This window comes from Cyanobacterium sp. (assembly GCF_054166785.1).
This window is the reverse complement of the sequence record NZ_JBSZCP010000007.1, coordinates 19,598-32,007: the sequence shown is the minus strand read 5'-3', so window position 1 is coordinate 32,007 and position 12,410 is coordinate 19,598. Positions and strand designations below refer to the sequence as shown.

Sequence of the window (12,410 nt, the reverse complement as noted above, 5' to 3'; positions counted from 1 at the left end):
TTCTCACGTGTTACTCACCCGTCCGCCACTATCATCCGAAGATGACCGTTCGACTTGCATGTGTTAGGCATACCGCCAGCGTTCATCCTGAGCCAGGATCAAACTCTCCATTGTAAGTTCCTTTCTACCTTAGTATCCAGTTCCTTATGATTGAAGTAGTTTTACTTGCTCTTCTTTGCAATGTTTAAACCGAAGTTTAAACTTTTTGTTTTAAATAAAGTTCTTTGACAAGGATTGATGTATGTAATACTTGAAAATGGCTTTCAAACTATTGAATTGTCGAGGTTCGTGGTGACTGTCGAAGGCGTGTAGCCCTCAATCGCACATATACTAATATAACTAACCTTTTTCAAAATGGCAACTTTTTTTTCAATCTTTTTTTCTTTTTTTACTACTTTCTTTACTCTGTATAGTTTTTACTCTCTCAACTTTTTCCCTAACCGTAGTCTTTGTTACTGTTTTTTTTCTTCTGATAGAGTTTTATCCTAAAACCTGTAATAAAATTTGACCCATTTCTTGACAGCCCACGGCTTTTGCTCCTTCGGACATAATATCCCCAGTGCGATAGCCTAAATCTAATACCTTTAATACGGCTTCTTCAATTTTGGTAGCTGCATCAGGCTCGTTTAAACCATAACGTAACATCATGGCGGCACTTAATACTTGTGCGAGGGGATTTGCTTTATCTTGCCCTGCAATGTCGGGGGCTGAACCGTGGACAGGTTCAAATAATCCAGGCCGATCGCTACCTAGGCTAGCAGATGGTAACATACCGATACTACCCGTTAACATGGCTGCTGCATCGGAAAGGATATCACCGAATAAGTTCCCCGTAACGATGGTATCAAACTGTTTAGGGTTGCGGACTAACTGCATGGCAGCATTATCTACATACATATGGGTTAATTCCACGTCAGGATAATCTGCGGACATTTTTATGAGACGATCGCGCCATAATTGAGATACATCTAATACATTAGCTTTATCCACAGAGCAAAGCCTTTTTGTACGTTTTTGGGCAGTTTCAAAGGCAACTTTAGCAATGCGATCAATTTCTGACACAGTATAGGCCATGGTGTTTACCCCCCTTTCTTCTCCAGTTTCTGAGGTAAAGATGCCTTTAGGTTGTCCGAAGTAAATTCCCCCTGTCAACTCTCTGACCACCATAATATCTACCCCTTCCACAACTTCTTTTTTAAGGCTAGAAGCGTCAATTAACTGAGGAAGAATAGTGGCAGGACGTAAATTGGCAAATAATCCTAAAGCCGAGCGAATACCTAATAAACCAGTTTCGGGGCGTAATTCACGGGGAAGATTATCCCACTTATAGCCCCCAATGGCAGCTAGTAACACAGAGTCGCTTTTACGGCAGGTTTCTATGGTTTCAGGGGGTAAGGGTACTCCCGTGGCATCGATAGCAGCTCCACCAATTAAAGCGGTTTCAAAATTAAACTGAATATCACACTGTTTTCCGACGGCTTCTAATACTTTTACGGTAACGTCCATAATTTCAGGACCAATGCCATCACCGGGTAAGAGGGTTATTGAATATTGATTAGTCATTATATATAGTTATTTTTTCTAAGAGTTAGCTATTGGATCTAAAATCCATTTAATTGTCCATTGTCCATTGTTCATTGTCAATTATCCTCGGGATTTTCTAGTTTATTAGGAATTCCTTGACACCCTCCCGGAATGGTAGAGCGGGTATATTCTCCTCCCCAACAACAACAGTAGTAACGGTTTTCCTCGCTAAGGTTTTTTACTCCTGTTAGATCGGTTTTTTCTATGACAGCCCCTGTATGTTCGCCCGTTTCATAGTTGGGTTCATGGGTGCGATCGCGCGGTGTAGCGGTTTGATAATGACCGTAAAATAAAATGGCCTTTTTTAAATCTGCTCCTTCTAAAGTCGCTTCTACCAATACTGTGCGAGATAAATTAGCTTTACTCAAATCACAACGGGATAAATCAGACTTGACCATATTGGCATCGCTTAAATCTGTCCAGCGTAAATCCTGCCCCTTCAAATTATTACCAGCTAATACAACCCCTAAGTTAATTACTTTCATGCCATTTTGACGGTCTTCGGCATACCCTCCAGACCCATCTAAAATCACTCTCCCTAGGTGACTATCACGGCGTAAAGGGGTAATTAAACGAGATCTTGACAAAAAACGCAAAATCTTTGCCTTCCCCGAAGGATCAACGCTAGTAAGGATAGCAGCGGTGCGTCCCTCGGCGATCGCCCTTTCTTGGGGCCAATCCTCTAAAAGTCCATCCGGGCCCAAAACTAAATCAGAAATACCTTGAAAATAAGTATCAATGGTTTGTTGTTGAGTGATGCGATTTTGTTGAATGGTTAAATCCTTAGAGATGACATATTGTTGCCATGCCACATATACTGCCAAAACAGCGATGGATATTTGCCCCAAAGCCCCTACCCACTCAGCCCATGATCCAAATTCATCATACTTAAACTGGGTTAACCATATATTAATACGACGATACACTCCCACATATTTAGCCAAGATTAATACAGAAATGATTAAACCCACAGAGCCAATTAATGCACGTCTTTCTTCTGGGGTAAGGAAAAAACCAATCCATTCCCGAATAAAAGGGGTAGTTTGTCTTAGGGCTAAGATAAAGGCAACCATGGCACAAATAGCACCTAACCAAGGAATATGACTGTAAATGCCCACAAATGAAAGCACCAAAAAAATGATGATATTGGCAGAAAAAGAGCTTTTTGGTTTTTTAATATGAGTTAAGCGCTTCGGTGGTATGGGAGGAGGTACAGACACTGAGTTATCTTTCCTGTTGATAGACGCTAATGGGGCATTATTATCTAATTCGGATAGGCTATTGTTGTCAGAAACTTTGGTCATGAAAAATCACATTGATAAGTAAAAATAACTATACCTATTATTGTATTTGACACTTTACCTTTAATGCCCGAGAGAAGACTTGAGAAAGAAGTGTTGTGGTTATTTTACGATCGCACCGAAATCAGCTAAAATGCGACTGTGGTTACGTAATAATCCCAGAAGGTTAAGACGATTTTGTTTAACCCTTTCATCCTCCGCCATCACCAAAACGCTATCATTCCCATCAAAAAAGTTACCGAGAATAGGGGCAATTTCCCCTAACGCATTCATTAATAAATGATAGTCACTATGGGCTTTTGCCTTTTGGGAAATGGGTAATAATTTTTCGAGGGCTTTATATAGTTCTTGTTCTGAATTAGATTCAAATAATACTGAATTAACTACATTTTCAGGCACTAATTCTGTGGTATTTAAGTTTCCCTTTTGAGCTAATTTTGTAGAGCGATTTACAGTTTCATAAATATTTGCTAAAGTACCATTATTTCTAATTTCTTGTAAAAATAAAGCACGATTGCGTACATCTAAGACACTATTTAACGCTCTTTCCTTATATTCTTCGTCTCCTTCTCCTAAGACAGCATTAACTAAATCATAGTCAATATTTAACTCATCTTGTAATAAAGTTTGAATCCGTTGTAAAAAGAAATCAGTAACAATTTGCAGAGGTGATTCCTTCTGGTGTCCTGCCAAAAAATCGTTACAAGCCTGTTCAATTAACTGAGTCAAATTGATACCCAGATTACCATGCCATGCAATATTAATAATACCATTGGCCGCCCTGCGCAGGGCAAAAGGATCACTAGAACCCGATGGTATCATCCCTAATCCAATTATACTTACAATGGTATCAAGGCGATCGCCTATCCCCACCACCTGACCATTAAGGGTATGGGGCATAATATCATCAGCATTACGGGGTAAATAATGTTCAAAAATCCCCCTTGCTACCGTTGCCGATTCACCACTAACGAGGGCATATTTTTCCCCCATCACCCCCTGCAATTCGGGAAACTCATATACCATCTGAGTAACTAAATCCGCTTTACAGAGGGAAGCAGTGCTTTCAATTTCTGCTTTTTGAATTTCGTCGAGGTTTAATTGTTCCGCAATTTCTTGGCTAATGGCAAGAATACGGTTAACCTTGTCGTGCATAGTGCCTAATTCTTCTTGGAAAGTGACGTTTTCTAGTTGTGGCAAATAGGTTTCTAAATGCTCATCACAATCAGCTTGGTAGAAGAATTGAGCGTCAGCAAGTCTTGCCCGAATCACCTTGGCGTTACCTGTGGCGATGATGTCCGATTTTTGAGGATCTCCGTTGCCGATGGTGATAAAGTAGGGTAATAATGCCCCCTTATCATCTTTGATGGGGAAGTAGCGTTGATGTGTCACCATGACGGTGGTAATTACTTCGGGGGGTAGTTCTAAAAATTCTGGCTCAAAACTACCTAATACGGCGGTAGGATATTCCACAAGGTTGGTTACTTCGGCGAGTAAGTCGGGATAAATTTCTGCTTTACCCCCTAATTTTTGGGCAATTTCTTGGATTTGTTTTTTGATTGATTCGTGTCTTTGGTTGACATCCACCTGCACAAAGGCTTTTTCGAGGGATGCTTTATAATCTTTGGCATTGTCGATGGTCACTTTTTGGGAACATAAAACTCGATGTCCTGTGGAAGTGCGATCTGCTTTAATAGTTGTGTCACCATTGGGTAATTCGAGGGGTAATATCTGGTTATCCCAAAGGGCGACTAAATGACGAATGGGGCGAGGAAAACGTAAATCTCCATCTGCCCAACGCATAAACCTTCTACCTTCTAAGCCTGTTATCCACTGGGGAATAAGTTGTTGTAATATTTCTGTGGTGCTTTGACCGACAAACTTTTTATTAACAAAGATAAAATCTCCTTTGGGGGTAGTTTTTACCTCCACCTCATCCATGGTTACTCCCTGTTTACGGGTAAAGCCTTCAAGGGCTTTGGTGGGTTGTCCATCTTTGTAAGCAGTACCTACGGGGGGGCCTTTTATTTCTTCTTCTCTATCGGGTTGTTTAGCGGCGATGCCTTCTATTAATACCGCTAAACGTCTAGGAGTGGCGTAGATATTTATTTTTTCTGGCTGTAGATATTCTGATTCTAAATGATTTTTTATTTTTTCTTGCCACTGTGCGATCGCACTATCCACAAAACTAGCGGGTAATTCTTCGGTTCCAATTTCTAATAGAAAATCAGGCATCTTATAATAATTTACTCATAATATCATCAATCCTACAATTATATAGGGAATAGTGTTCACAATTAATAATGGATAATGGATTCATTGAACAAAAACAATTCTGATGGCAATTAGTTGGGGTTAATTAGAAACCACAGTCATTAATTCCTTGATACCATTAACAGGAATTACCGTCACATCTAATTTTGCTTCTAATTCTGCGATGGTGACATCATCCAAAAACTTCGCCTCATCATGTTTTAACATTACCGAAGGCAAAAGAATTTTTTTACTTAATTTTTTGTCTGGTAACTTAGCCAATAAATCTTGCCCCGTAATCAATCCTGTCACCGTAATTTCTTGCCCCCAATAGTCGCTGTTTAGGGCTACTAAATTAACATTCAAATTCTCTACCTGATTTAACCTAGCCACCAGAGATTGAAAAGCAGTTTCTACCGCATTACCCACAATCCAAGTATATTCCTGTGGGTGTGATATTTTTGTAGGTAAATTTTCATTGGCAGTGACTTCAAACTCTTTTAAAAATTGTCGAATCGAACCCACACCATTCCCAATCTGAGGATAATCTTCATAGTGGGATTCTGGGGGTAAATCTTCTTGGGCAATTAAAAACCACTCATCTGCTAACCATGCAAAAGTTGAGCCACATTTTTCCCTAAATTTATCTTGTAATGCTTGAACTTGTTTGATAACTTCTTTGGCTTTTTCTCGGCTGACGGGAATTAACTCATCTTCTTGGGGACGAAATTTGGTTAAACCCACTGGCACAACGGCAGCACTAATTACCGCAGGTACTTCCCCTTGGTGAAAAGAAAATAAATCGTTGAGGGTGTTTTCTAGGTGTTTACCGTCGTTAATGTTGGGGCATACCACTACTTGGGCATGGACTTGTAATCTTTTTTCTTGAAACCATGCTAAATTTTGTTTTATTTCCCCTGCTCGTTTATTTTTTAATAATCTAATTCTAATATCTGGCTCGGTGGCATGGACGGAAACATAGAGAGGAGAGAGGCGCATTTGTTCGATGCGATTCCATTCTTTGGTGGTTAAATTAGTAAGGGTGAGATAACTACCATAGAGGAAACTGAGGCGATAATCGTCATCTTTTAGATAAAGGCTTTCTCTTTTGCCGTCGGGTTGTTGGTCAATGAAGCAAAAAGGACATTTGTTGTTACACTGAATTAGCCCATCAAAGAGGGCATCTTCAAATTCTAAGCCCAAGTTTTCGTCGTAGTCTTTTTCAATTTCTACTAGGTGATTTTTGCCGTATTTGTCGATAACTTCTAACTCTAAATATTCGTCACTACACAGAAACTGGTAATCGATTAAGTCTCTGGGTTGCATTCCGTTAATGCTAACGATGGAGTCTCCTATTTCAAAGCCTATTTCTTCGGCTATGGACTGGGGTAATATTTTACTAATACGGGCAGGTTTCATATTAATTGATAATGGATAGTTGATAGTTGATAATGGAAGATTTATCAAAAAACCGAGGGAAACTTAATTAACTCCTAATTTTCCATTGTACATTGTTTCATTGTGGTGGTGGTCTGTGCTCATCTTAATCCCCATGAAAAAAGGGGTTTTATCTATTGTTAATAGTTTCTTGCTGTGATATGATTTGTCTCTTTGAGCATTACGGGGAAGTTGTTATATGGATGTTAATGGGAAGCCTTTTCGTACTATATGGTTAAAGGCAAATGAGCCTAGGGTAATACAGGTAATTGATCAAAGACATTTACCCCATCGGTTTGTCATTGAGGATTTAAGGACGGTGGATGATGTGGCGATCGCCCTTAAGGAAATGCACGTGAGGGGGGCTGGGGTAATCGGTGCTTCTGCAGGGTATGGAATGTATCTAGCATCCCTTGAAGCTAAGGCTCAGGGCAAATTTGAGGTGCAAGATTTTTTAGGAGCCATGGGGGCAAAACTACGGCAAACAAGACCAACGGCGGTTAATCTGGAATGGGCGGTAAATAGACAGCTAGAAGCGATTAAGCCTTTAGGCAATGATATAGATGCAATTATTGAAAAAACTTTAGAGGTGGCAGGGGCGATCGCCGATGAAGATGTACAATTATGTAAAAGCATCGGAGAACATGGCTTCGAGTTAATCAAAGCTATTAGTGAGAAAAAAGAAGGAGACACCGTAAATATCCTTACCCACTGTAATGCAGGATGGCTCGGTTGTGTGGATAATGGCACCGCTACTTCCCCCATCTATGAAGCCCATCGCAACGGGTTAAAAGTTCATGTGTGGGTAGATGAAACCCGTCCCCGAAACCAAGGGGCAAGGCTGACAGCGTGGGAATTAGGACAACAGGGGGTACCCCATACCGTCATTCCTGATAATGTGGGGGGTCATCTCATGCAACATGGTATGGTGGATATAGTCATTGTAGGGAGCGATCGCACCAGCTATACTGGAGATGTAGCGAATAAAATCGGCACTTATCTTAAAGCCCTAGCCGCAAAGGATAACAACATTCCCTTTTACGTAGCCCTCACCTACTCTGCCTTTGATTGGACTATCAGCGATGGGGTAAAACAAATTCCCATTGAGCAACGAGACCCCACGGAAGTAAAATATATCAAGGGTTTGAAAGATGGAGAAATTATCGAAGTATTATTAACCCCCGAAAACAGCCCTGCGGTTAACTACGGTTTTGATGTCACCCCTGCTCGTCTAATTACAGGCTTGATTACCGATAGGGGAGTTTGTCCTGCCACCGCCGAAGGTATTAAAAATCTATATCCAGATTTAAGTGATTTTATCTCATGAATATTACCCCAACCCTGCCTCAAAAGTTAGCAACTCCCCTAAAAATTGGCTCTGTCACCGTTAATAGCCGTGTTTTGCAGTCTCCCTTGTCTGGGGTAACGGACTTAGTATTTCGCCGTTTAGTAAGGCGTTATGCTCCCCAATCCATGACCTATACAGAAATGGTTAATGCTACGGAATTAAGCCATATGAAGCAGTTACCCCGCTTAATGGAAATTGACCCCCACGAGCAACCTATTAGCATTCAACTATTTGATTGTCGTCCCGATTTTATGGCTCAAGCAGCGATTAAAGCGGTGCAGGAGGGGGCGCAAACGGTGGATATAAATATGGGTTGCCCTGTGAATAAGATTACTAAACGGGGGGGAGGTTCGAGATTATTAAGGGAGCCAGAAGTGGCGATCGCACTGGTACGGGAAGTAAAAGGGGCGGTGGATGTACCTGTAACGGTAAAAACTCGCTTGGGCTGGAATGATCAAGAAATAAACATCATCGAATTTGCCCAAAGAATGGAGGAAGCAGGGGCAGATATGATTACTATTCATGGGCGCACCCGAGAGCAGGGTTACACGGGGAAAGCACGGTGGGAATTTATCGCCGAGGTGAAGAAAAAATTAACCATTCCTGTCATTGCCAATGGAGATATATTTTCCCTAGAGGATGCTTTGCGTTGTCTGGAAGTTACCCAAGCCGATGGGGTGATGTGTTCCCGTGGTACTTTAGGTTATCCTTTTTTGGTGGGGGAAATTGATTATTTTTTGAAAACAGGAAATATACCTATTTATCCTACCATTAAGCAGAAATTGGAATGTGCCAAGGAACATTTACAGGGATTATGGGAGTATAAGGGCTACAAGGGCATTTTGCAATCCCGTAAACATTTGGCTTGGTATTGTAAGGGTTTTGAAGGGGCTTCGGAATTGAGAGATAAATGTTCCCGCATTGAGTCTGTCACCGAAGGTTACGATTTATTAAACGGTGCGATCGCCCTAATACCTTGATAGACTATCATCCACATATACCGCATAGGCATCGATACCCCCTGATACGTTTTTAACGTTCTCAAACCCTTGACCTATGAGCCATTGACACATTTGAGCCGATCTAATACCGTGGTGACACATAACGATAGTTTCCTTTTGGGGGTCTAATTCCGTCATGATTTTACCAGACCATTGCTGATACTCACTCAGCGGTAAAATTATAAAATGGGGCAAAGAGGCGATCGCAACTTCTTGTAACTCTCGCACATCAAGCAACTGCACCCCATCAGGATCATCAGCCAAAATTAAAGCCAAATCCTGCACTGTTAAACTGGACACCTGAGCCATTATTGATATTACCTAGATTATGGTGCAAAACTCAAAACAACAAAAAACCCCTCAATTATCATCAACCAAGGGGAATTATAAACTAGGATTCAAAACCCATTACCTTCGCTACTTCCTGCAAGTCAGCCTTGATACCACTCCGTATCCCAGCCTCACTATTACTCATAGCACTATCTGGATCTTTTAAACCATTACCCGTCAACACACAAACCACCGTACCGTTATCAGGCACTTGATCCTTTAACTTCAATACTCCAGCCACAGAAGCAGCACTCGCAGGTTCACAGAAAATTCCTTCTTCCCTGCCCAAAATTTTGTACGCCTCAAGGATTTCACTATCAGTAACCGCATTAAACTCCCCATTAGAAGCCTCCCGCACCGACAAAGCCTTATCCCAATTAGCAGGATTTCCAATACGAATGGCCGTAGCAATGGTATCAGGTTTCATAATTTGATGTCCGTGGATTAAAGGCGCAGAGCCAGCCGCCTGAAAACCCATCATGCGAGGAAGACTGTTACATCTGCCCTCCCCTTGATACTGACAAAATCCCATCCAATAAGCGGTAATATTACCAGCATTACCCACAGGAATACACACCCAATCGGGAGCATAACCAAGGGTGTCCACCACTTCAAAAGCGGCGGTTTTTTGTCCTTCTAAACGATAAGGATTGAGGGAGTTAACCAAAGTAACAGGGTAATTATCCGCAATTTCCCTCACAATGGTTAAAGCATCATCAAAATTACCATCAATGGCAAGAACTTCAGCCCCATAAATAAGAGCCTGAGCTAATTTCCCAAGGGCAACATAACCATCTGGTACAATTACAAAAGCCCTTAAACCAGCCCTAGTGGCGTAAGCGGCTGCGGCTGCCGAGGTGTTTCCCGTACTAGCACAAATTACGGCCTTTGCCCCGGCTTCTTTGGCTTTGGTAATAGCCATAGTCATTCCCCTATCTTTAAACGAGCCTGTAGGGTTCAAACCATCATACTTGACAAATACTTTAACGTTGCGCCCAATTAAATTAGAAATGTAGGGAACAGGAATTAAGGGAGTGTTTCCTTCTCTAAGGGTGACAACTGGGGTGGTTTCCGTCACGGGCAAATAGGCTCGATACTCTTCAATCAAACCTCTCCATCCGCTTCTAGGTAAACTATTAAGTGTGTTTGGGGAAATTTTCGTCGCTACCACAGGTGTTAATTTTGAATAGATGACTGTCGCAATTATAACATATAGTGTTACTCACTGGTAGGGCTGGTTTCTACTCACCTTTTTTTTGGGAATGGAGGATGGCGATGGTGGCAGAAGATAACTGGCTGAGTTTAAAATTTATCTACCAAAAATTTTTCTTAACGTTATCTTAAACAATAAGTTTGTTTTTTACATAATAATTTTTCAATGAAAATAAAATATATTATTAAGCCTAAAAATATTACTCAACATTTTACTGTCTTTCAACTTACAATATTCTGTGGTGTTGTTACTTTTTTTATAGTTCTTTCTAGCCTAGTAGTCAATAATAGATTGAGTTCTACAGACCTCTATTTTCAGAATTTTCTACAAGATATTTTTCCTAGTTGGTTTGAGTATATAGCTAGATTTTTCTATTTTATAGGAGAAGCAGAAGTTGCTGTTTTTGTAGTTTTATTTAGTTTAATTTTTTTAGCTTCTAAAAATCTATGGATTGAAGCTCAAGTAATGGCTATATCTTGTTTATCGGTTCTATTATTGATAGATAAGGTGTTAAAACCATTGTTTGCTATTCCTCGCCCTGTGGAGCACATGGTGGATAATGTCCATGGTTATAGTTATCCTAGTGGTCATGGTTCAGGGAATTTACTGTTATATCTCCTCATTGCTTATTTTATTTCTGAACATTTTCCTCGCTTGAAAGGGGTTTTGTTTGTCACGGCTAGTATTCTGATGATTTTAATGGGTATTGGTAGTGTCTATTTGAGAGTCCATTGGATGACAGATTTCTTGGCTGCCTATTGTGTTGGTTATATTTTATTTAGTATTTCTGTGCTGTTGCATAAAAGTTCTAAGTGATTTTTCCTTTGAGTAAGGGACATTTTGGGTAAGATGAAGAAATGTAACAATCTTTGAGTAATCAATGGAAGCACAAAAAAATCCTAGTCCTAATTTTTTCAACCCCATAATGTATATTGCCCCTTTTTTCCTTTGGGGTACGGCAATGGTTGCCATGAAGGGTACTATTTTAGAAACTACTCCTATATTTTTGGGAGCTTTGAGAATTTTTCCTGCGGGTATTTTGGTTCTACTATTTGTGGGTAGGGGAAAAAGTGTAAAACCTCCATCATTAAAAGCATGGGGATGGATTTTTTTGTTTGCCTTGGTAGATGGGGCTATGTTTCAAGGATTTTTGGCGGAGGGATTATTGCGCACGGGGGCTGGATTGGGTTCGGTTATGATTGATTCTCAGCCTTTGGCAGTGGCTATTTTATGTCGTTGGTTGTTCAAGGATATGATTGGTTTTTGGGGTTGGTTAGGCTTGGGAGTGGGTATTGTGGGCATTAGTTTAATTGGCTTGCCCGATGATTGGATTGTCAATTTGTTTCAGGGTAATTGGGGGGAGTTTTATTTTAGTTGGGAAGGGCTTTTCAATAATGGGGAGTGGTTGATGTTATTGGCTTCTTTGTCGATGGCATTGGGTACTGTGATGATTCCTTATATTTCTCGTCATGTGGATACGGTATTGGCGACGGGGTGGCATATGATTATGGGTGGTTTGATGTTATTTTTGCTTAGTGGGCTGACGGAAACTAATCAGTGGGTAAATATCAGTGTGTCTGGTTGGTTATCCATTGCTTATGCTGCTACGTTTGGCAGTGCGATCGCCTATGGTGTATTCTTTTATTTAGCATCGAAGGGTAATATCACCAGCTTAAGTGCGCTAACTTTTTTAACCCCTGTATTTGCCCTTACCTTTGGTAGTTTGATATTAGGGGAAAAACTTTCTTCTTTACAATGGGGAGGAGTTAGCCTAACTTTGGTTAGTATTTATTTAATTAGTCAGCGTAAAACCATTAATAGTAAGTGGCAAAATTTAAAACTCAATTTTCCGTGGTTCAAAATTAGAGAAAAGATAAATTAACTCTACTTTAATTTTCATCATAAAAATCTCGGTGCTGAGTTATAAAAAAAAAGCCCCCCAT

Annotated in this window: 10 protein-coding genes and 1 rRNA gene; 4 read left to right on the top strand and 7 right to left on the bottom strand. The window is 40.5% G+C overall.

Annotated elements, in window-relative coordinates; all coding sequences use genetic code 11:
* The 5 genes from ACXITR_RS00905 to ACXITR_RS00885 form a co-directional block, all read right to left on the bottom strand.
* A 16S ribosomal RNA gene (locus ACXITR_RS00905) occupies positions 1-114 on the bottom strand; the annotation flags it as partial.
* Positions 115-480: 366 nt separating this feature from the next.
* Complete coding sequence (gene leuB / locus ACXITR_RS00900; RefSeq protein ID WP_457995348.1) at positions 481-1,563, bottom strand: 3-isopropylmalate dehydrogenase; 1,083 nt, start codon at positions 1,561-1,563, stop codon at positions 481-483.
* A gap of 77 nt (positions 1,564-1,640) precedes the next feature.
* The gene (locus tag ACXITR_RS00895; RefSeq protein WP_457995347.1) at positions 1,641-2,888 is read right to left on the bottom strand and encodes a pentapeptide repeat-containing protein; all 1,248 of its coding nucleotides are present in this window, start codon (positions 2,886-2,888) and stop codon (positions 1,641-1,643) included.
* A gap of 99 nt (positions 2,889-2,987) precedes the next feature.
* Entirely contained in the window at positions 2,988-5,120 is a 2,133-nt protein-coding gene (gene glyS, locus ACXITR_RS00890; RefSeq protein WP_457995346.1) for a glycine--tRNA ligase subunit beta, read from the bottom strand.
* A 120-nt stretch (positions 5,121-5,240) separates the two neighbouring features.
* Positions 5,241-6,557 carry a TIGR03279 family radical SAM protein gene (locus tag ACXITR_RS00885; protein ID WP_457995345.1) on the bottom strand — a complete coding sequence of 439 codons (1,317 nt, stop codon included), beginning with the start codon at positions 6,555-6,557 and terminating at the stop codon, positions 5,241-5,243.
* 217 nt (positions 6,558-6,774) lie between these two features.
* Between ACXITR_RS00885 and mtnA the strand changes: the two genes are divergently transcribed.
* Together mtnA and dusB are read left to right on the top strand one after the other, a co-directional pair.
* Positions 6,775-7,902, top strand: coding sequence for an S-methyl-5-thioribose-1-phosphate isomerase (gene mtnA / locus ACXITR_RS00880; protein WP_457995344.1), 1,128 nt, complete (start codon positions 6,775-6,777; stop codon positions 7,900-7,902).
* Positions 7,899-8,903 (top strand): tRNA dihydrouridine synthase DusB, encoded by a 1,005-nt coding sequence (gene dusB / locus ACXITR_RS00875; protein ID WP_457995343.1) that lies wholly within the window; start codon positions 7,899-7,901, stop codon positions 8,901-8,903. Before mtnA ends, dusB begins: the two co-directional genes overlap by 4 nt.
* On the opposite strand, the gene ACXITR_RS00870 is transcribed toward dusB, so the two are convergent.
* Together ACXITR_RS00870 and thrC are read right to left on the bottom strand one after the other, a co-directional pair.
* A complete protein-coding gene (locus tag ACXITR_RS00870) occupies positions 8,892-9,233 on the bottom strand; it encodes a rhodanese-like domain-containing protein (RefSeq protein WP_457995342.1) in 342 nt (113 codons plus the stop codon). The genes dusB and ACXITR_RS00870 overlap by 12 nt on opposite strands.
* Positions 9,234-9,315: 82 nt before the next feature.
* The gene (thrC, locus tag ACXITR_RS00865; protein ID WP_457995341.1) at positions 9,316-10,425 is read right to left on the bottom strand and encodes a threonine synthase; all 1,110 of its coding nucleotides are present in this window, start codon (positions 10,423-10,425) and stop codon (positions 9,316-9,318) included.
* A gap of 333 nt (positions 10,426-10,758) precedes the next feature.
* Here thrC and ACXITR_RS00860 point away from each other — a divergent pair, with 333 nt between their 5' ends.
* Both ACXITR_RS00860 and ACXITR_RS00855 read left to right on the top strand, forming a co-directional pair.
* Complete coding sequence (locus tag ACXITR_RS00860) at positions 10,759-11,283, top strand: phosphatase PAP2 family protein (RefSeq protein ID WP_457995340.1); 525 nt, start codon at positions 10,759-10,761, stop codon at positions 11,281-11,283.
* Positions 11,284-11,347: 64 nt separating this feature from the next.
* The gene (locus ACXITR_RS00855; RefSeq protein WP_457995339.1) at positions 11,348-12,349 is read left to right on the top strand and encodes a DMT family transporter; all 1,002 of its coding nucleotides are present in this window, start codon (positions 11,348-11,350) and stop codon (positions 12,347-12,349) included.
* Positions 12,350-12,410 lie beyond the last annotated feature (61 nt).

Excerpts from the sequence above, each read along its gene's own strand:
- glyS (WP_457995346.1), bottom strand. The coding sequence starts at position 5,120 with ATGCCTGATTTTCTATTAGAAATTGGAACCGAAGAATTACCCGCTAGT.
- ACXITR_RS00885 (WP_457995345.1), bottom strand. The coding sequence starts at position 6,557 with ATGAAACCTGCCCGTATTAGTAAAATATTACCCCAGTCCATAGCCGAA.
- dusB (WP_457995343.1), top strand. The coding sequence starts at position 7,899 with ATGAATATTACCCCAACCCTGCCTCAAAAGTTAGCAACTCCCCTAAAA.
- ACXITR_RS00855 (WP_457995339.1), top strand. The coding sequence starts at position 11,348 with ATGGAAGCACAAAAAAATCCTAGTCCTAATTTTTTCAACCCCATAATG.
- mtnA (WP_457995344.1), top strand. The coding sequence starts at position 6,775 with ATGGATGTTAATGGGAAGCCTTTTCGTACTATATGGTTAAAGGCAAAT.
- leuB (WP_457995348.1), bottom strand. The coding sequence starts at position 1,563 with ATGACTAATCAATATTCAATAACCCTCTTACCCGGTGATGGCATTGGT.
- ACXITR_RS00870 (WP_457995342.1), bottom strand. The coding sequence starts at position 9,233 with ATGGCTCAGGTGTCCAGTTTAACAGTGCAGGATTTGGCTTTAATTTTG.
- ACXITR_RS00895 (WP_457995347.1), bottom strand. The coding sequence starts at position 2,888 with ATGACCAAAGTTTCTGACAACAATAGCCTATCCGAATTAGATAATAAT.